14 protein-coding genes and 1 riboswitch are annotated in these 18,782 nt (G+C 71.1%); of the genes, 4 read left to right on the forward strand and 10 right to left on the reverse strand.

Features of this window, described 5'->3' with window-relative positions; all coding sequences use genetic code 11:
- Positions 1-458 precede the first annotated feature (458 nt).
- On the forward strand, positions 459-1,547 hold the full coding sequence (gene sepH, locus ACH4YP_RS14660; protein WP_361055322.1) for a septation protein SepH: 1,089 nt from the start codon (positions 459-461) through the stop codon (positions 1,545-1,547).
- 96 nt (positions 1,548-1,643) lie between these two features.
- Here the strand turns inward: sepH and ACH4YP_RS14665 are convergent, their stop codons facing one another.
- Positions 1,644-2,471: a sulfurtransferase gene (locus tag ACH4YP_RS14665; protein ID WP_398490768.1), complete on the reverse strand. Its 828-nt coding sequence runs from the start codon at positions 2,469-2,471 to the stop codon at positions 1,644-1,646.
- Between the two features lie 314 nt (positions 2,472-2,785).
- On the opposite strand from ACH4YP_RS14665, the gene ACH4YP_RS14670 reads away from it, so the two are divergent.
- The gene (locus ACH4YP_RS14670) at positions 2,786-3,580 is read left to right on the forward strand and encodes a VOC family protein (protein ID WP_361055328.1); all 795 of its coding nucleotides are present in this window, start codon (positions 2,786-2,788) and stop codon (positions 3,578-3,580) included.
- Positions 3,581-3,632: 52 nt separating this feature from the next.
- Here the strand turns inward: ACH4YP_RS14670 and ACH4YP_RS14675 are convergent, their stop codons facing one another.
- Genes ACH4YP_RS14675 through ACH4YP_RS14690 form a run of 4 tightly spaced genes read right to left on the reverse strand, consistent with a single transcriptional unit; the run spans position 3,633 to position 8,998 of the window.
- The gene (locus ACH4YP_RS14675; RefSeq protein WP_398490769.1) at positions 3,633-4,289 is read right to left on the reverse strand and encodes a thymidine kinase; all 657 of its coding nucleotides are present in this window, start codon (positions 4,287-4,289) and stop codon (positions 3,633-3,635) included.
- Positions 4,290-4,341: 52 nt separating this feature from the next.
- A complete protein-coding gene (locus ACH4YP_RS14680; protein ID WP_361055332.1) occupies positions 4,342-5,529 on the reverse strand; it encodes a nucleotide pyrophosphatase/phosphodiesterase family protein in 1,188 nt (395 codons plus the stop codon).
- Positions 5,529-6,116 (reverse strand): DUF5998 family protein, encoded by a 588-nt coding sequence (locus ACH4YP_RS14685; protein ID WP_361055335.1) that lies wholly within the window; start codon positions 6,114-6,116, stop codon positions 5,529-5,531. Before ACH4YP_RS14685 ends, ACH4YP_RS14680 begins: the two co-directional genes overlap by 1 nt.
- Before the next feature lie 41 nt (positions 6,117-6,157).
- On the reverse strand, positions 6,158-8,998 hold the full coding sequence (locus ACH4YP_RS14690) for a GNAT family N-acetyltransferase (RefSeq protein ID WP_398490770.1): 2,841 nt from the start codon (positions 8,996-8,998) through the stop codon (positions 6,158-6,160).
- A gap of 269 nt (positions 8,999-9,267) precedes the next feature.
- Here ACH4YP_RS14690 and ACH4YP_RS14695 point away from each other — a divergent pair, with 269 nt between their 5' ends.
- Positions 9,268-9,549 (forward strand): HPr family phosphocarrier protein, encoded by a 282-nt coding sequence (locus ACH4YP_RS14695; protein WP_361055340.1) that lies wholly within the window; start codon positions 9,268-9,270, stop codon positions 9,547-9,549.
- A gap of 216 nt (positions 9,550-9,765) precedes the next feature.
- Here the strand turns inward: ACH4YP_RS14695 and ACH4YP_RS14700 are convergent, their stop codons facing one another.
- From ACH4YP_RS14700 to ACH4YP_RS14715, 4 genes are all read right to left on the reverse strand, one after another.
- The gene (locus tag ACH4YP_RS14700) at positions 9,766-10,461 is read right to left on the reverse strand and encodes a GntR family transcriptional regulator (protein WP_361055343.1); all 696 of its coding nucleotides are present in this window, start codon (positions 10,459-10,461) and stop codon (positions 9,766-9,768) included.
- Between the two features lie 305 nt (positions 10,462-10,766).
- On the reverse strand, positions 10,767-11,549 hold the full coding sequence (locus tag ACH4YP_RS14705) for a M23 family metallopeptidase (protein ID WP_361055346.1): 783 nt from the start codon (positions 11,547-11,549) through the stop codon (positions 10,767-10,769).
- Positions 11,550-11,561: 12 nt separating this feature from the next.
- Positions 11,562-11,722, reverse strand: a riboswitch (cyclic di-AMP (ydaO/yuaA leader).
- Between the two features lie 249 nt (positions 11,723-11,971).
- Positions 11,972-13,360, reverse strand: a complete 1,389-nt coding sequence (locus tag ACH4YP_RS14710) for a pitrilysin family protein (protein WP_361055349.1) — start codon at positions 13,358-13,360, stop codon at positions 11,972-11,974.
- Positions 13,357-14,718, reverse strand: a complete 1,362-nt coding sequence (locus tag ACH4YP_RS14715) for a pitrilysin family protein (protein ID WP_361055351.1) — start codon at positions 14,716-14,718, stop codon at positions 13,357-13,359. Before ACH4YP_RS14715 ends, ACH4YP_RS14710 begins: the two co-directional genes overlap by 4 nt.
- Positions 14,719-15,091: 373 nt before the next feature.
- Between ACH4YP_RS14715 and ACH4YP_RS14720 the strand changes: the two genes are divergently transcribed.
- Positions 15,092-17,542, forward strand: coding sequence for a DNA topoisomerase (ATP-hydrolyzing) subunit A (locus ACH4YP_RS14720; protein WP_398490771.1), 2,451 nt, complete (start codon positions 15,092-15,094; stop codon positions 17,540-17,542).
- Here ACH4YP_RS14720 and ACH4YP_RS14725 read toward each other — a convergent pair.
- Positions 17,539-18,687 (reverse strand): CobW family GTP-binding protein, encoded by a 1,149-nt coding sequence (locus ACH4YP_RS14725; protein WP_398490772.1) that lies wholly within the window; start codon positions 18,685-18,687, stop codon positions 17,539-17,541. The two genes, ACH4YP_RS14720 and ACH4YP_RS14725, sit on opposite strands and share 4 nt — an antisense overlap.
- Positions 18,688-18,782: the final 95 nt, after the last annotated feature.

Here is an 18,782-nt window from a genome sequence, read left to right on the forward strand (position 1 = left end):
GACGTTTGCACGAGGCTTCGAGACGCCCGCGCGAGAAGAGGACGTACAGGCGAAACGATTAGTTCCGTTTGCGGGGATTCCACGAAGCGTGCCGCGCGCCATGATCACCGGAACGTCACCCCTGGTGGCCAACTCCCGTCCCCGGACAGAAGTTCGGCCGCGTGCCGATCCACGCAAGTGGCCCGAATGGAGTACTGTTGCGAGCCCTGGGTCCGGACACTCGCCAGGGCGTCCGGGGCCTTCCAGGACCGCCGGGAGGGGGCTCGTTGCACAGGGTGATGGAGTTCGTCACTTAGCGTTGCGAATAGGTAACCGTGCCATAACGGCGCTCCCGGGCCACCGCCCGACACGCCGGGCAACTCGGCAAGGTTGTGGCAGGCTGCACCCGGGCAGGCCACACTCGACTAGCGGAAGCAGCGACGCACGTGACGTCGGCAGGCACCACCCGGGAGGTCCCCATGCCCGAACTGCGTGTCGTGGCCGTCTCTAACGACGGCACACGGCTGGTGCTGAAGGCTGCGGACAGCACGGAGTACACGCTTCCGATCGATGAGCGTCTGCGCGCCGCCGTACGCGGCGACCGTCCCCGCCTCGGCCAGATCGAGATCGAGGTGGAGAGCCATCTCCGCCCCCGAGACATCCAGGCACGTATACGTGCGGGAGCGTCCGCCGAAGAGGTCGCCCAGTTCGCCGGTATCCCCGTCGACCGGGTGCGTCGCTTCGAGGGACCGGTACTCGCCGAGCGTGCCTTCATGGCGGAGCGTGCCCGGAAGACCCCTGTCCGCCGCCCAGGCGAAACCACCGGTCCCCAGCTCGGCGAGGCGGTGCACGAGCGGCTTCTGCTGCGCGGCGCCGACAAGGAGACCGTCCAGTGGGACTCCTGGCGCCGCGACGACGGCACCTGGGAAGTCCTGCTGGTCTACCTGGTGGCGGGTGAACCGCACTCGGCGAGCTGGACGTACGACCCGCCCCGGCGGCTCGTCCAGGCCGTGGACGACGAGGCGCGCTCGCTGATCGGCGAGTCCGACGACCTCGCCGCGGCCGAGCCCAGCTTCCCGTTCGTGCCGCGCATCGCCCGGCTGCCGCGCGACCGTCCGATGGACCGCGCCCTGGACCGGCAGACGGAGCGGCCGAGCCTGCCCTCGCCGTCGCCCGAGCCGGACCTGGAGGAGACCGCCAGCGAGCGCGACTCGCTCACCAGTCTCCTGGAGGCGGTGCCCAGCTTCCGCGGCGACATGGTGGTGCCCGAGCGTCCGTCGACCGCTCCCGTTCCCGCCGCCTCGACGACCTCCACCACGGAGCGTCCCGAGGTCGAGGAACCGCTCGACGTGGAGCCCGAGGCGGAGGAGCCCCCGGCTCCCGCGGCCTCGGCGGGTTCCGCGTACGCGGACGTGCTCATGCCGCGTTCGGTGGCCAGTCACCGCGACCGGCTGATCGGTGCGACCGACCGCCAGGCCGAGGCGGACGGGGTCCGTCCCGGGCGCAGAGCGGCCGTACCGAGCTGGGACGAGATCGTCTTCGGGACACGCAGGAAGAAGCAGGACTAGGACATGCCGGAAAGGGCTCGCACCACCTTGGTGCGAGCCCTTTCCGCTGCCGTGCGCCGTTCCTCACGGACCCGTACAGCCACAGCCACGACGGAGCTACTGCGGGTCCGGGCCCGTGGCCACCGGGCGGTCGTCGTCCTGGGACCACTCCGACCAGGAACCCACGTACAGCGCGGCCGGGATGCCCGCGACCGCGAGTGCGAGCACCTCGTGCGCGCCCGAGACGCCCGAGCCGCAGTAGACGCCGACCTCGGAAGTGCCGGTCACGCCCAGCGACTTGAAGTGGTCGGCGAGGTCCGCGGCGGGGCGGAAGTGGCCGGATTCGGCCACGTTCTCCGTGGTGGGGGCGGAGAACGCCCCGGGGATGTGCCCGCCGACCCGGTCGATGGGCTCGACGTCGCCCCGGTAGCGCTCGGCTGCCCGGGCGTCCAGAAGCACACCGGTGCGGGCCAGCGCCGCGGCGCCGTCGGCGTCCAGGAGGGACAGCGCGCCGGGGGCGGGTACGAAGGTGCCGGCGGCCGGGGCCGGGTGGCCGGATTCGACCGGGCCGCTCCAGGCCGCGAGGCCGCCGTCAAGCACACGCACCGACGGATGACCCGTCCAGCGCAGCAGCCACCAGGCACGCGCGGCGGCCCAGCCGAGCCCTCCGTCGTACACGACCACGTCCCGGTTCTCGGACACTCCGGCCGCCCGCACGGCCGCTCCGAAGACCTCCATGTCGGGCAGCGGATGGCGGCCGGCCGCTCCTGCGGGGGCGGCGAGTTCCGAGTCCAGGTCCACGTAGATGGCCCTCGGAATGTGCGCCTCCTCGTAGGCGGAGCGCAGGTTCGGGCCGCCCAGCTGCCAGCGGATGTCCAGGACGACCGGCGGGTTCGGACCTGCCAGGTCGCTCGCGAGTTCGGGTGCGGAGATGATGGCGTTCATGGCCACCATCCTTGCGCACGGGGTGGCCGCATCGTCCAGGTCCGGCTACTGTGCTCGGCCGGGCCGCCCCGACCACTCGGCGTGCGGGCTCGGCCACACGCTGTATGCCTGATGGACATCAGCAGGCAATGGCGGGGAAACGGATGGGGACCGGCAATTCGGGCATCCTCCCGCCATGGGCCACCCGGCCGGGGCGCGTCGTGCCCCTGGCGGTGCGAACATCGGCACCGGGCGCGGAACGCGCACGGCGGCGGAACACGCGGTTCGGTAGTGGAAGTGAAGCGGCCCCACGAGGCGCCGAGGAGAGGGTGACGATGACCGAGGCACGGGGGTCGGCCGACCTGAACGGCAGTGCGTACACGCCCGGCACGCCCTGCTGGGTGAGCCTGATGGTGCACGGGATGGCCGCGACCCAGGAGTTCTACGGGGAGCTGTTCGGCTGGGAGTTCCAGCCGGGCCCCCAGCACCTCGGCTCGTACGTGCGGGCGCAGCTCGACGGCCAGGAGGTGGCGGGTATCGGCCAGCTCCCGCCCGACCGTCATCTGCCCATCGCCTGGACGCCCTACTTCGCGTCGGACGACGTGGACCTGACGGCGGAGACGGTCCGGCACTGCGGCGGCACGGTCGGCGTCGGCCCGCTCGACGCGGAGGACGCCGGCAGGCTGGCGATCGCCTCGGACCCGGCGGGCGCCGTCTTCGGTATCTGGCAGGCCGCGGCCCACCTCGGCACGGGCATCACCGACGTCCCGGGCACCCCCACCTGGAACGAGCTGATGACCCGCGACTCCTCCGGCGTCGCCAAGTTCTACGAGACGGTCTTCGGTTTCGAGGAGGAGCCCGTCGTCTCCGCCGACTTCGACTACATCACCCTGCACATCAAGGGGCGTCCGGTGGCGGGCATCCACGGCGTCGGCAACTCGCTGCCCCGCGACCGGGGACCCCATTGGATGACGTACTTCGAGGTCGCCGACGTGGACGCCTCGCTCGCCCATCTGCTCGACCTGGGCGGCCATGTCCTCAAGCCGGCCCGTGACACCCCGCACGGCCGTATCGCCACGGTGGCGGACCCGGAGGGGGCGGTGTTCTCGGTGGTGCGGACGACCCCCTGAGGGCGGCCCAGCGCCCTCTCAGGGCCGGGCAGACCTCTCGCGAACAGTCCCCTCAGGTCCGGGACACCGCGTCCACCGGCAGCACGTCCGGGGAGAGCACGCCCGCATGGGCGCTGGCCGCGGTCGTCCGGCGGCTGTGATGTCTGCGGCACAGGACCTCGTAGCCGATGTCCTCCGACTGGTCGACGTCACCGACGACGACCTGCGCCCCCTCGACGACCATCCGGCCGCCTATGGTGCGGGCGTTGTGGGTGGCGCGGGCGCCGCACCAGCAGAGGGCCTCGACCTGGAGGACCTCGACCCGGTCGGCGAGTTCGACAAGGCGCTGGGAGCCGGGGAAGAGCTTGGAGCGGAAGTCCGTCGTGATGCCGAAGGCGAAGACGTCGATGCCCAGGTCGTCGACCACACGGGCGAGTTGGTCGATCTGCTCGGGGGCGAGGAACTGCGCCTCGTCCGCGATGACGTAGTCCGCGCGGCCGCCCCGCGAGAGGTGGTCGACGACGTACGCGTACACGTCCTGGTCGTCCTCGACCTCCACCGCGTCCGTGACCAGGCCGAGGCGGGAGGACAGCTTGCCCTCGCCCGCGCGGTCGTCGCGGGTGAAGATCATGCCCTGCAGACCGCGGGCCGAGCGGTTGTGCTCGATCTGGAGAGCCAGTGTCGACTTCCCGCAGTCCATGGTTCCGGAGAAGAACACCAGCTCGGGCATGGGGAGTTGAGCACCTTTCGGCATGAGAGGTTCGCTGGGCGGGCGGGGAGGGTCAGGAACGTACTTCCAGGAGCGGGATGTGCTGCTCGACCGGTGTCATCGAGCCGTGGTTGCCGACCATCGCCGACTCCTTCGGCTCCCGCTCGGACGCGATGATCAGCACGTCGTCGCGGGCGGCCGCGACCACGTCGCCGATGCGCGCGTACACTCGCTCGTCGATGTGCGGGCCGAACCAGCCCGCCGCGATCGCCTCGTCCCGTGAGGCGATCCAGAACTGCTCGCCGAGCACCTCGCGCCAGCAGGTCAGGACGTCCGACTCGGCGCCCGGGACCGCGTAGACGTGCCGGGCGCGGCCCTCGCCGCCGAGAAGGGCGACTCCGGCACGCAGCTCCCAGTCCTCGTCGAAGTCGATGCGGTGCTGCTCGTCGAAGGGGATGTCGATCATCCCGTGGTCCGCCGTCACGTACAGGGCCGTGCGCGGGGGCAGTTGCTCGGCCAGGCGCTGGACCAGCCGGTCCACGTACATGAGTTGTCCGCGCCAGGGGTCCGAGTCGACGCCGAAGCGGTGGCCCTTGCCGTCGACCTCCGCGTAGTACGTGTAGACCAGCGAGCGGTCACCGGCGGCCAGTTGCTCGGCCGCCAGGTCCATGCGGTCCTCGCCGGTCAGCCGCCCGTGGAACGTGCCGCCGCTGAGGGCGACCTTGGTCAGCGGGGTGTTCTGGAAGTGCGGTGACGACACCTGGGCGGTGTGCACGCCCGCCGCGTCGGCCAGCTGGAACAGGGTGGGGTACGGCTGCCACTTGCCCGGCTTCGTCCACGGCTGCCAGCGGAGCTGGTTCATCAGCTCGCCGGTCTCCGGGTTGCGCGCGGTGTAGCCGGGCAGGCCGTGCGCGCCCGGCGGCAGGCCCGTACCGACCGAGGCCAGGGAGGTCGCGGTGGTCGCGGGGTAACCCGCTGTGATCGGGCGGCCGGTGCCGCCGCGTGAGGTGCCCAGGAGGGAGGTCATGAACGGGGCCTCGTCCGGATGCGTCCTCAGCTGCTCCCAGCCGAGGCCGTCGATCAGGAAGACGCAGTTCCGGTCGGCCGGGCTCAGTTCCGTGAGCGAGGCGGTGACGTCCGGGACGTCCATGCCCGCGGCCAGGGTGGGCAGCAGGTCGGCGAGCGAACCGGCCCCGTACTCGGGCACGGGAGCGGAGTCGAGGGAGAGCGGTTCCGGGTGGTCCCAGACTTGCTGGGACATCAGCGGGTGACGTCCGCGGTCGCCTCGGAGAGCGACTGCGCGAAGGCGAGGGTCTGCCGCACGGCGTCCGGTCCGTCCCCGGCCTCGCTGACGCGCAGGCTCAGGTCGTCCGCCGTCGAACTGCCCGTGTACCCGTGGTCCGCCTCGCAGTTGGGGTCGCCGCAGGCGGCCGGCTCCAGGTCGATACGGGCGACCGCGCCCCAGCCGATGGTGAGGACGACCTCGCGCGGCAGCGTCCCCGGGACGTATTTCTCCGGATTGGCGACAACCCGGCTGAGAACCACCGACGAGATCCGGCCAAGCTTCACGGACTCGGTCGACGTGGTCGCGTACGGCGTCGGGGACGTGGTGTCCGCCGCCTGTTCGTCGGTGTGGCTCACGATGAAACGGTTGCCCGTGAGGACGAGCACCGTCACGTGCCGACGCACCTCGTTGGCGTCGAACGTCGTCTCCTGATGGACCAGATACGACCGGATGGGCTCGCCGCCCACAGCGGCCTCCACAGCCTCGGCCACGAGGGCCGGGTAGTAGCCGCTGCGCTCGATCGCCGATCGCAGCCCCTGGGTCGTCGTACTGGTCTTGGCCATGACGTCCATCCTACGGGGGCGCACTGACTGCGAGGCACCGCTCAGTACACAGGAAGCGTGCGCGGACCGAGGTCGTCGCGGGCGGGCGGCGGCGCGAGCCGCACGGAGGCGCCGAGCGCGCTCAGCCCGTACGGGGCCACGACGACGGGCTCCAGGGACACGGAGACGACCTCGGGGTGGTCGTCGACAAGGCGTGACAGGCGCAGCAGCAGTTCCTCCAGGGCCACGACGTCCGCCGGCGCGGAGCCCCGCCAGCCGAAGAGGAGCGGCGCGGTCCGGATCGACCGGACCAGCGAGGCCGCGTCCCGGTCGGTGACCGGAATCAGCCGGTGAGCGGTGTCTCCGAGCAGCTCCGACGGGGCTCCGGCGAGCCCGAATGAGAGCACCGCTCCGGCCGCCGGGTCTATGACCGCCCGTACGACCGTGTCCACGCCGCGCGGTGCCATCGCCTGCACCACCGGGCGCAGCTCCTCGGGCGTCCCGAAGAGGCCTGTCAACTCGGCGTACGCCCGGCGCAGTTGCTCCTCGTCCGCCAGATCCAGCCGGACGCCGCCGAGGTCGGCGCGGTGGCGCAGGTGGGGGGCGGTGGTCTTGAGCGCCACGGGGTAGCCGAGGCGCTCCGCGGCGGCGACGGCCTCGTCGGGTGTGCGCGCGGGGAGGGCGCGGCGTACGTCGATGCCGTACCGCCCGAGCAGGGCGCAGGTGTCGTCGGGGCCGAGGGTGAGGCCGCCCATGCCACCGTCACCGAGGAGTCCGGCGATCTGCTCGGCCGCGCCCTTCTCGTCGATGTCCTCGTACTCGGGGACTCGACCGGGGTCGGCGGCCTCGCGCCGCCACTGGCCGTACCTCACGGCCTCGGCGAGGGCGCGGACGGCTCGCTCGGCGGCGGGGTAGGCGGGGATGAGGCGGGAGTCCACCTCGGCCTCGGGGACCTCCTCGACCACCGGCGGGCGGTCCGCCGGGCGGATGGGGTGGTTGCTGCCCGAGAACGGGGGCGCCGCGGGAGCCGCCTGGGGCGCGGTGCTGGCGGCCGCGGAGAGCGCCTCCGCGAGGCCGCCCAGCTCGACGTGGACCACGAGGACCGGTTTGGCGGGAGCGGCGGCGGAGGCCGAGCGCAGCGCCTCCGCCAGGGCGGCGTCGGCCGTGGAGGTCTCCCCCACCGCCGGGATCGCGGTGACCACGACGGCGTCGCAGGCGTCGTCGGCCAGCGCGTGCGTCAGCGCGGCGCGGAAGTCCTCGGCCGAGGCGGCCGTGGTCAGGTCCACCGGGGGCAGCGGTCGCAGGCCTTCGGCGAGGCACGCGTCGTACGTCAGCAGCCCGAGGGACTCGGAGTTCCCGAGGATCGCCACCCGCGGCCCGGTCGGCAGGGGCTGGCGTGCCAGGAGCAGGCCCGCGTCGACCAGCTCGGTGATCGTGTCCACCCGGATGACGCCGGCCTGCCTGAGCAGCGCGGACACCGTCGCGTGCGGCAGCCGGGTGGCCCGGACGGCGTGCCCCTGGGGGGCGGCCCCGCCGTGCCGTGCGCCCTGGACGACGACCAGCGGCTTCGCCGCCGCCGTGCGCCGCGCGAGGCGGGTGAACTTCCTCGGGTTCCCGATGGATTCGAGGTACATGAGGGCGACATCGGTGTCGGGGTCCTCGTACCAGTACTGAAGGACGTCGTTGCCGGACACGTCCGCGCGGTTGCCCGAGGAGATGAACGTCGACACGCCGGTCACGCCGGTGACCCCGCCGCCGCGCCGGTGCAGCCGGGACAGCAGCGCGATGCCGATGGCTCCGGACTGGGCGAACAGACCGATCCGCCCGGCGCGCGGCATCTCCGGTGCGAGCGAGGCGTTGAGCCGCACGTCCGGGGAGGTGTTGATGACTCCGAAGGCGTTCGGCCCGATGATCCGCATCCCGTACGTACGCGCCTGGCGCACGAGCTCGCGCTGGCGCTCCCTGCCTTCGGGGCCGCTCTCGGCGTACCCCGCGGAGACCACGACGAGTCCCTGCACCCCGTGTTCACCGCACTCGGCGACGACTTCGGGGACGCGCTCGGCCCGGACGGCGACGACGGCGAGGTCGACGGGCTCGGGGATGTCGCGGACGGAGCCGTACGCCGGCACTCCGCCGAGCTCCTTCTCCTGAAGTGCCCCGTTCACCGCGTACAGGCGGCCGGTGAAGCCCGCTTCGCGGAGGTTCTCCAGGACGCTGCGGCCCACTCCCCCAGGGGTGCGGCCCGCGCCGATGACGGCGACCGAGCCCGGCGCGAGGAGCCGGGCCACGGAGCGTCCCTCCGCCCGCTGCTCCCGCGCGCGCTGCACGGCGAGCGAGCGGTCGGTGGGCTCCAGGTCGAACTCCAGGCGTACGACGCCGTCCTCGAAGTGGCGCTTCTGCTGGTACCCGGCGTCCGTGAACACCTTGATCATCTTGTTGTTGGCGGGCAGCACCTCGGCGGCGAAGCGGCGGATGTCGCGCTCGCGGGCGACGGCAGCGATGTGCTCCAGGAGGGCCGACGCCACGCCGCGGCCCTGGTGGGCGTCCTGCACGAGGAAGGCGACCTCGGCCTCGTCCGCGGGGGCCGACGCGGGCAGGCCGTCGGCGTTGATGCGGTCGTAGCGTACGGTGGCGATGAACTCGCCGCCGACGGTGGCCGCGAGTCCCACCCGGTCCACAAAGTCGTGGTGCGTGAAGCGGTGGACGTCCTTGGCGGACAGGCGCGGATACGGCGCGAAGAAGCGGTAGTACTTCGACTCGTCGGACACCTGCTCGTAGAAGCTGACCAGGCGGTCGGCGTCGTCGGCCGTGATCGGCCGGATGCGCGCGGTGCCCCCGTCGCGCAGCACGACGTCGGCCTCCCAGTGAGCGGGGTACTCGTGCCGGTCCGGCGAGGTCTGCATGGGGCCCAGAGTACGGCTCGGGTCCGACAACGGCCGGTCCTGGTCGCGAGGGTTCATGGCCCGGTACATGTCCGGGGGTTCGTGCTCCAGGGGTCACACCCCGGGCGTTCACGTACCGGCGACGGCGGGCTCGCGTCCGGCAGGGGCGCGAGGCAGTCTTGGGGGACGGAAGCCGCCCCGGGCCCGGAATCCGCACCCGCTCGGGGCCACGCATCGCGATATGAAACAATGGTCTAGACAACCGTGAGACACCTGAAGGGCAGCATCACATGGCTGAGCGCCGCGTCAACGTCGGCTGGGCCGAGGGCCTTCACGCCCGTCCCGCCTCCATCTTCGTCCGGGCCACCACGGCTTCCGGCGTCCCCGTGACGATCGCCAAGGCCGACGGCGACCCCGTCAACGCCGCCTCGATGCTCGCGGTTCTCGGCCTGGGCGCCCAGGGCGGCGAGGAGATCGTCCTGGCCTCCGACGCCGAGGGCGCGGACGTCGCACTCGACCGCCTGGCGAAGCTGGTCGCCGAGGGTCTCGACGAGCTCCCCGAGACCGTCTGAGCACCCCTTCGTCCAAACCGGCGCCGCTCTCGCGGACCTGGTTACGCGCGTCGGGGTTCCCCAATTGACGGTGACGGTGTTCTTCGCTTCGAGACCCGTCCCACTCACACGACGAAGGGCTCGCCTCACAAATGAGGCGGGCCCTTTGCTTTTCCCGATTATGGGCAACAGAAATAATCCCCCGCGAATTACATCTCTTTGTATACGGTGCCCCTGTTAATGCCGCAGGCCTGCCGTGTTTACAGGATGTTGCGAAGTCCTCACACGCTCCGCGCGGTCACCGCCGCCGGGAAAGCGCAGCCGGTGTGCGGCCATCGCCCGCTCGGTGTGCAGTGCCGTGATCGCCCTGGCCCGGTCGTTGTCGCCGCGCGCGACGGCGTCCACGATGGCCCCGTGCTCGGTCCAGGACTCGGCGGGGTGGGCGGGCGCCTCGACCGAGTACATCCAGGCGATCTTGTGCCGCAGCTGGGCGAGCGTGGAGGTCAGCGCGGGGCTGCCGGAGGCCTGGGCGAGCGTCTCGTGGAACCAGCCGCCGAGCGAGCGCAGATCCTCGCTGTTGCCCCTCCTGGCCCGCTCCTGGCCCAGCCTGACCAGGCCGCGCAGCACCTTGAGGTGCGCCTCGGTGCGGCGCTGGGCCGCGCGCGCGGCGCCCAGCGGCTCCAGCAGCATGCGCATCTCCAGGAGGTCGGCGGCCTCCTGCTCGGTGGGCTCCGCGACGCACGCGCCCGCGTGCCTGCGCGTGAGGACGAAGCCCTCCGCCTCCAGGGTGCGCAGGGCCTCCCGCACGGGGACCCGCGAGACGCCGTACCGGCGCGCGAGCAGTTCTTCGGTGAGCCGGCTGCCGCGCTCGTAGACACCCGCGACGATGTCGTCACGGATCGCCGTGCATACCGAGTGCGCGGGAATACGCATGACCGGACCTCCGCCTTAACCCCCGCGAAACGCGGTCGATTGACGCTTGTTCGGTGACTCTATTGCAGAGAGCGGGAAATTCCGATGGCGGACCGGAATCCATGGATATTTTTTGGACACACCTCGCTTCTGAACAGGCAGTCGTCCGGTACGAAGTCGGTCGGGAAGTGGTCGGGACTCCATCGGGAAGTGATCAGAACCGCGCGAAGGCCCCGGCTCGGTGAGCCGGGGCCTTCGGGAGAGAGGTCCGCGCGGGAGGGCTGTCGCGTGGGAGAGCTGCCGCGTCGGAGGGCTGTCGCCTGCCGTCAGACGTTCACGCCGTGCTGGCGGAGGTACCCGAGCGGGTCGATGTCCGAGCCGTACTCCGCGCTCGTCCGCGCCTCGAAGTGCAGGTGCGCCCCGGTGACGTTGCCGGTCGCCCCGGAGAGGCCAATCTGCTGGCCGGGCGTGACCGTCTGGCCGACCGAGACACCGAGGGACGACATGTGCCCGTACTGGGTGTAGGTGCCGTCGTCCATCTTGATGACGACCTCGTTGCCGTACGAGCCGCCCCAGCCGGCCTCGACGACGGTGCCGGCGCCCACCGCGTGCACGGCGGTGCCGCTCGCGGCGTGGAAGTCGATGCCGGTGTGGCTGCCGGAGGACCAGACGGCGCCGCCCGTCTTGTAGCCGGTGGAGACGTACGAGCCGGAGATGGGCGCGGTGTACGAGTTCAACAGACGCTCACGCTCGGCCGCGCGGGCGGCACGGACCTTGACCTCGCGCTCCTTCTTGGCCTTCTCCGCGGCTTCCTTGGCACGTTCCTTGGCGTCGGCCTCGGCCTTCTCGCGGGCGGCGGTCTCGTCGGCGGCCTGCTGCTGCGCGGCGGCCTGCGCGTCGATCTGGTCGGCCTGGTCGGCGACCGTGTCGCCGATGATGACCGCCTGGGTCAGGGTCTGCTCGGCGGGGCTCTCGGCGGCGAGTGCGGGAGCAGCCAGGGTGCCGACGACACCGGTGGTGGCGAGTGCGGCGACGCCGACGGTCCGGTTGGTCGTGCGCTTCATGCGGCTGGGACGACGGTGCTTCCCGGCGGGGCGAGTGAACGCCATGAAGTGGCTGGTCCTTTCCTTCCTTCTCGCCTACCGGGTTAGCTGACGGGTTCGGAGCAGGAAGGTCTCCTACGGACCCCCTTCGGGAAGGGCGTCCGATTCACCCCAGGGACTGCATACGGGTCCCCGGCTCCCCTGGCTCGCACCGTACGGGGACTCGGCGATGACTGTCCGGTGCCGCGGGCGCGGCGCACTGCCTGACGAACAGCCGAACCGAAGCTAAGCGTGGCGTCTTTCAATCAACAAACGGATCAAGGATTTTGTAGCGCACGCCACAGGCCAGACAGGCAACCTCCCTATCAATACGGACAACCCGCCGTTCTGGTGCCGAAGCCCGGGCAAAAGGAGAACCCAGGCGACCCTTCGGTCACCTGGGTTCCCGACGGAGCGGCGCTGTTCCACTCCGCGTTCCGCTCCGCGCTCTACTCCGCTGTCACGACGCTGACTTCGCCGATTCCGAGGGCCCGGACCGGCTCCTCGATCTGTGTGGCGTCACCGACGAGGACGGTCACCAGACGGTCCACCGGGAAGGCGCTCACGGCGGCCGCGGTGGCCTCCACGGTGCCGGTCGCGGCGAGCTGTTGGTACAGCGTCGCCTGGAAGTCGTCCGGCAGGTGCTGCTCGACCTGGTCGGCGAGGGTGCCCGCGACGGCGCCGGCCGTCTCGTACTTCAGCGGCGCCACGCCCACGAGGTTCTGTACGGCGATGTCGCGCTCGGCGTCGGTGAGGCCCTCGGCCGCGAGGGTGCGCAGCACCTTCCAGAGGTCGTCGAGCGCCGGGCCGGTGTTCGGGGTGTCCACGGAGCCGCTGATGGCGAGCATCGCGGCGCCCGTCCCGTCCGGCGCGGAGCGCAGCACCTGGCCGAACGCCCGCACACCGTAGGTGTATCCCTTTTCCTCGCGCAGGACGCGGTCCAGGCGCGAGGTGAGGGTGCCGCCGAGGCAGTACGTGCCGAGCACCTGGGCGGGCCACACGCGGTCGTGCCGGTCGGCGCCGATACGGCCGATGAGCAGCTGCGTCTGGACCGCTCCGGGACGGTCGACGATGATCACGCGGCCCGTGTCGTCGGCGGTCACCGGCGGAATGGGCCGGGCCTCGGCCTGCGAACCGGTCCAGGCGCCGAGCGTGTCCCCGAGCAGGGCGTCGAGGTCGACGCCGGTGAGGTCGCCGACCACCACGGCGGTCGCGGTGGCGGGGCGCACGTGCTTCTCGTAGAAGGCGCGGACGCCCGCCGAGTCGATCGCGGTGACCGTCTCCTCGGTGCCCTGGCGCGGGCGCGACATGCGCGAGGTCGCCGGAAAGAGCTGCCGGGAGAGCTCCTTGGCCGCGCGGCGGGCCGGGTTGGCGGTCTCGTGCGGGATCTCGTCGAGCCGGTTGCGCACCAGCCGCTCGATCTCGCTGTCCTCGAAGGCGGGTGCCCTGAGGGCGTCGGCGAGCAGACCGAGCGCCTTGGGGAGCCTGGAGACGGGGACTTCGAGGCTGATCCGTACGCCGGGGTGGTCGGCGTGCGCGTCCAGGGTCGCGCCGCAGCGCTCCAGCTCGGCGGCGAACTCCTCGGCGGAGTGCTTGTCGGTTCCCTCGGTGAAGGCACGCGCCATGATCGTGGCGATGCCGTCCAGGCCCTGCGGCTCGGCCTCCAGCGGGGCCGCCAGGAGGATCTCGACGGCGACGACCTGCTGGCCGGGGCGGTGGCAGCGCAGCAGCGTCAGGCCGTTGCCGAGCGCGCCTCGCTCGGGGGCCGGGAAGGCCCAGGGCCTGGCCTCGCCGGCCTGGGGCTGCGGGTGGAATTCCATCGTGGCGAGCTCGGTCACTTGGCCGCCTCCTCGTCGGTGTCGTCAGCGGAGTCGGTCTCTTGGGCCTCTTCGGCGACGGTCGGCTCGTAGACCAGCACCGCGCGGTTGTCGGGGCGCAGGCGGGCCTTGGCGACCTCCTGGACCTCCTCGGCCGTGACGTCGAGAACGCGCTGGACGGCCGTCAGGGCGAGCTGCGGGTCGCCGAACAGCACGGCGAACCGGCACAGTTCGTCGGCGCGGCCCGCGACCGTGCCGAGACGGTCCAGCCACTCGCGCTCCAACTGGGCCTGGGCGCGCTCCATTTCCTCGGCGGTGGGACCCTCCTCGGCGAACCGGGCGAGCTCCTCGTCGACGGCGGTCTCGATCACCGGCACCTCGACGTCGCCGGACGTCTTCACGTCGAGCCACCCCAGGGAGGGCGCTCCCGCGAGACGCAGCAGGCCGAACCCGGCCGCGACGGCGGTGCGGTCGCGGCGTACGAGCCGGTTGTAGAGCCGGGACGACTCGCCGCCGCCGAGCACGGTCAGGGCCAGGTCCGCCGCGTCGCACGCGCGCGTGCCGTCCTCCGGCAGCCGGTAGGCGGCCATCAGCGCGCGGGCCGGGACCTCCTCCTCGACGACCTCGCGGAGCTGCTCACCGATGGTCTCGGGCAGCGCGCCGTCGCGCGGGGCGGGCTTGCCGTCGTGGCCCGCGATCGAGCCGAAGTACTTCTCGACCCAGGCGAGCGTCTGCTCCGGGTCGATGTCTCCGACGATCGAGAGAACGGCGTTGTTGGGCGCGTAGTAGGTGCGGAAGAACGCGCGCGCGTCCTCCAGCGTGGCCGCGTCCAGGTCCGCCATCGAGCCGATCGGAGTGTGGTGATAAGGGTGGCCCTCCGGGTAGGCGAGGGCGGTCAGCTTCTCGAAAGCGGTGCCATAGGGGACGTTGTCGTAACGCTGCCGGCGCTCGTTCTTGACGACGTCCCGCTGGTTCTCCATGGACTCGTCGTCGAGCGCGGCGAGCAGCGAGCCCATGCGGTCGGCCTCCAGCCAGAGGGCGAGCTCCAGCTGGTGGGTCGGCATGGTCTCGAAGTAGTTGGTGCGCTCGAAACTGGTCGTGCCGTTGAGCGAACCGCCCGCGCCCTGCACCAGTTCGAAGTGACCGTTGCCCTTCACCTGGCCCGAGCCCTGGAACATCAGGTGCTCGAAGAGGTGGGCAAGTCCGGTGCGGCCCTTGACCTCGTGGCGCGAACCGACGTCGTACCAGAGGCAAACCGCCGCGACCGGGGTCAGGTGGTCCTCGGAGAGCACCACACGCAGGCCGTTGGCCAGGCGGTGCTCGGTCGCTGTCAGGCCGCCGGAACCGGCCTCAGCTGTGGCCGTGTGACCCATGGGCATGTACGTCCCTTCGATCGCGGAAAACTGCTCAATTCCTGCTAGTCGTGCCACTGTATGCAAGCGCGCGGACAGCTGGCGAAGTTCCCGCGGCGCGTACGCCGAGAGCGAGCACGCGGGCGGCGCCGGGAGCCCGTACGCTCGTGCGGCCGCACGGCCTCCGAAGCCCTGTGCGGACACGCGGATTCACCGCTTCCGCGGCCTGTGGAAAAGGCCGAGAAGGCGGCCCGCCACGCCTGTTGGGGCGGCCGGAGACTCGGCTCGGGAGGCCCGTACGGACGGGTCGTGGTCCGCGTTGTCAGTGGGCCGGTCCACAATGGAGCCCGTCAGAACCCGTTCATGCCCCGGCAGAGACTGTGAAGGAGTCGCAGCAGCGATGGCCCGCCGCAGCACGAAGACCCCGCCGCCAGACGACTTCGAGGAGCGCATCCTCGACATCGACGTCGTCGACGAGATGCAGGGCTCCTTCCTCGAGTACGCGTACTCGGTCATCTACTCCCGAGCCCTGCCGGACGCCCGCGACGGCCTCAAGCCGGTGCATCGCCGCATCGTCTACCAGATGAACGAGATGGGGCTTCGCCCCGACCGCGGCTATGTGAAGTGCGCCCGCGTCGTCGGCGAGGTCATGGGTAAGCTCCACCCCCACGGTGACGCGTCGATCTACGACGCCCTGGTCCGGCTGGCCCAGCCCTTCTCCATGCGCCTGCCCCTGGTCGACGGCCACGGCAACTTCGGTTCGCTGGGCAACGACGACCCGCCGGCCGCCATGCGGTACACCGAGGCGCGGATGGCCGACGCGACCTCCCTGATGACGGAGTCGATCGACGAGAACACGGTCGGCTTCTCCCCGAACTACGACGGTCAGGAGCAGGAGCCGTCGGTCCTCCCGGCCGCCTATCCGAACCTCCTGGTCAACGGCTCGTCGGGCATCGCGGTCGGCATGGCGACGAACATGGCGCCGCACAACCTCGGTGAGGTCATCGCCGCCGCCCGTCACCTGATCCGCCACCCCGGCGCCGATCTCGAGACGCTCATGAAGCACGTCCCGGGCCCCGACCTGCCCACGGGCGGCCGCATCGTGGGCCTCACCGGCATCAGGGACGCGTACGAGACGGGCCGCGGCACCTTCAAGATCCGCGCGACGGTGGCCGTGGAGAACGTGACAGCGCGCCGCAAGGGCATCGTCGTCACCGAGCTGCCGTTCACCGTCGGCCCGGAGAAGGTGATCGCCAAGATCAAGGACCTGGTCGGCTCGAAGAAGCTGCAGGGCATCGCGGACGTCAAGGACCTCACCGACCGTACGCACGGCCTGCGCCTGGTCATCGAGATCAAGAACGGCTTCGTGCCGGAGGCCGTCCTGGAGCAGCTCTACAAACTGACGCCGATGGAGGAGTCCTTCGGCATCAACAACGTGGCACTGGTGGACGGCCAGCCGCTCACGCTGGGCCTCAAGGAACTCCTGGAGGTGTACCTCGACCACCGCTTCGAGGTCGTGCGCCGCCGCAGCGAGTTCCGCCGCACCAAGAAGCGCGACCGGCTGCACCTGGTCGAGGGCCTGCTCGTCGCCCTGCTGGACATCGACGAGGTCATCCGTCTCATCCGCTCCAGCGACAACTCGGCCCAGGCCAAGCAGCGCCTGATCGAGCACTTCTCGCTGAGCGAGATCCAGACGCAGTACATCCTGGACACGCCGCTGCGCCGGCTCACCAGGTTCGACCGCATCGAGCTGGAGACCGAGCGCGACCGGCTCAACGGCGAGATCGACGAGCTGACCGGCATCCTGGAGTCGGACTCCGAGCTGCGCAAGCTGGTGTCGTCCGAACTGGCCGCGGTATCCAAGAAGTTCGGCACCGAGCGGCGTACGGTCCTGCTGGAGTCCGCCGGTTCCGCCGCCGCGACCGTGCCGCTCCAGGTGGCCGACGACCCGTGCCGCGTGCTCCTGTCGTCGACGAAGCTCCTCGCGCGTACGGCCAACGGTGACCCCTTCGGGGAGAGCGACGGCAAGCGCGCCAAGCACGACCTGATCCTCTCCGCCGTCCCGGCGACGGCACAGGGCGAGATCGGCGCGGTCACGTCCGCAGGCCGGCTGCTGCGGATCAACGTCATCGACCTTCCGCAGCTGCCCGACACCACGGCGGCGCCCAACCTCTCGGGAGGCGCGCCGGTCTCGGAGTTCCTGACCCTGGAGGGCGACGAGGACATCGTGTGTCTGATGACGCTCGACGAGTCCTCGCCGGGGCTCGCGCTCGGCACGCAGCAGGGTGTCGTCAAGCGTGTGGTGCCCGACTATCCCTCCAACAAGGAGGAGCTGGAGGTCATCACGCTCAAGGAAGGTGACCGGATCGTCGGCGCGGCCGAGCTGCGCACGGGCGAGGAGGACCTGATCTTCATCACCGACGACGCCCAGTTGCTGCGCTACCAGGCCTCCCAGGTCCGGCCACAGGGCCGGCCCGCGGGCGGTATGACGGGCATCAAGCTCACGGACAACACCAAGGTGATCTCGTTCACGGCGGTGGACCCGGCGGTGGACGCGGTGGTGTTCACGGTGGCGGGCTCGCGCGGCACGCTGGACGACTCGGTCCAGACGACGGCCAAGCTGACGCCGTTCGACCAGTACCCGCGCAAGGGCCGCGCCACGGGCGGCGTTCGCTGCCAGCGGTTCCTCAAGGGCGAGGACTGCCTGAGCCTCGCGTGGGCGGGTCCCGCGCCAGCCCGGGCCGCGCAGAAGGACGGCACGCCCGCGGAGCTGCCCGAGATGGACCCGCGCCGGGACGGCTCGGGCGTCTCACTGGCGAAGACGGTTTCGGTGGTGGCGGGCCCGGTCTAGACGTCGTAGGCACCCGGCAGGTCGGCGCCTTGAGCCCGACCGTCCGGGTCCTGCGCCGCCTCCGGCTCCTGCTCCCACTCCTGTACGTAGCGGAGGACGCCCCACATGCCGTGCTCGTCGGCGTGTGGGGCGTCCTCTTTGCACGCCTCCAGTTCCTTGCCGAGGGCGGGGGCGTCGATGCCCGAGCCGATGAGGACGAGCTGGCTGAGGCGCTCGCCCGGGGCCCAGGGCTCCGGGTAGAAACGCAGGAAACGGCCGACGGCGTGCACGGCGTACCGGTTGCGGGGGTCGGCGGCTCCGAAGTCGACGTACCCCTTGATGCGGTAGAGACCCTCGGACCTGCTGTCGAGGAAGTCCATCAACCGCCGGGGGCTGAGGGGCACTTCGGAGGTGAAGGCGACGGACTCGTAGGCGGAGTGCAGATGGCCGTGATGGTCACTGGGGTCGGGAAGGCCGTGCGGCTCGGGACGGCCGTCGGGCTCACCCTCCTCGTGCCGGTGCAGGTCGTCGAAGGAGAGCTGCCCGATGCGCTCCTCCGTGGGCCTGCGGTCGAAGAGCATCTCGGGGTCGATCCGCCCGTACGAGGCGGACACGACGACGGCGGAACGGTCTGCGAGGGACCGTACGAGGCCGATCACACGGTCGGGATCCGGCGCACGGTCCGCCTTGTTGACGACGACCAGATCCGCGATGGCGAGGTGCCGGTCGATCTCGGGATGCTTCCGGCGGGTGGCGTCGAACTCCGCGGCGTCGACGACCTCCACGAGGCCGCCGTAGACGATGCGCGGATTCTCGCTGGCCAGGAGCATCTTGACCAGCTCCTGGGGCTCGGCCAGTCCGCTCGCCTCGATGACGATGACGTCGATCCGGACGGCGGGCTGAGTGAGCCGGTCCAGGAAGACGTCGAGCTCACTGGCGTCCACCGCACAGCACAGACACCCGTTGCCCAGTGAGACGGTGGAGTCGCCGAGCGCCCCGGCCACGGCCATCGCATCGATCTCGATGGCACCGAAATCATTGACGATCGCCCCGATTCGGCTGCCACCGCTGCGGTGCAGGAGATGGTTGAGCAGGGTGGTCTTGCCGGAGCCCAGGAAGCCGGCGAGGACGACGACCGGGATCTGCTGGGGGCTCGCCTGACTCAACGCGCGACCTCTCTCACCTATGCGTACACCGGCTCACGGACCGGCTCTCATGACGGTAGACGAATGCCGAACCAGGATACGAGCCGGTGGAAAGC

Source organism: Streptomyces sp. NPDC020747, assembly GCF_044334695.1.
In the GTDB taxonomy this organism is placed as follows: Bacteria; Actinomycetota; Actinomycetes; order Streptomycetales; family Streptomycetaceae; genus Streptomyces.

Excerpts from the sequence above, each read along its gene's own strand:
- sepH (WP_361055322.1), top strand. The coding sequence starts at position 459 with ATGCCCGAACTGCGTGTCGTGGCCGTCTCTAACGACGGCACACGGCTG.
- ACH4YP_RS14705 (WP_361055346.1), bottom strand. The coding sequence starts at position 11,549 with ATGGCGTTCACTCGCCCCGCCGGGAAGCACCGTCGTCCCAGCCGCATG.
- ACH4YP_RS14720 (WP_398490771.1), top strand. The coding sequence starts at position 15,092 with ATGGCCCGCCGCAGCACGAAGACCCCGCCGCCAGACGACTTCGAGGAG.
- ACH4YP_RS14700 (WP_361055343.1), bottom strand. The coding sequence starts at position 10,461 with ATGCGTATTCCCGCGCACTCGGTATGCACGGCGATCCGTGACGACATC.
- ACH4YP_RS14680 (WP_361055332.1), bottom strand. The coding sequence starts at position 5,529 with ATGTCCCAGCAAGTCTGGGACCACCCGGAACCGCTCTCCCTCGACTCC.
- ACH4YP_RS14695 (WP_361055340.1), top strand. The coding sequence starts at position 9,268 with ATGGCTGAGCGCCGCGTCAACGTCGGCTGGGCCGAGGGCCTTCACGCC.
- ACH4YP_RS14665 (WP_398490768.1), bottom strand. The coding sequence starts at position 2,471 with ATGAACGCCATCATCTCCGCACCCGAACTCGCGAGCGACCTGGCAGGT.
- ACH4YP_RS14675 (WP_398490769.1), bottom strand. The coding sequence starts at position 4,289 with ATGCCCGAGCTGGTGTTCTTCTCCGGAACCATGGACTGCGGGAAGTCG.
- ACH4YP_RS14670 (WP_361055328.1), top strand. The coding sequence starts at position 2,786 with ATGACCGAGGCACGGGGGTCGGCCGACCTGAACGGCAGTGCGTACACG.
- ACH4YP_RS14715 (WP_361055351.1), bottom strand. The coding sequence starts at position 14,718 with ATGCCCATGGGTCACACGGCCACAGCTGAGGCCGGTTCCGGCGGCCTG.
- ACH4YP_RS14690 (WP_398490770.1), bottom strand. The coding sequence starts at position 8,998 with ATGCAGACCTCGCCGGACCGGCACGAGTACCCCGCTCACTGGGAGGCC.
- ACH4YP_RS14685 (WP_361055335.1), bottom strand. The coding sequence starts at position 6,116 with ATGGCCAAGACCAGTACGACGACCCAGGGGCTGCGATCGGCGATCGAG.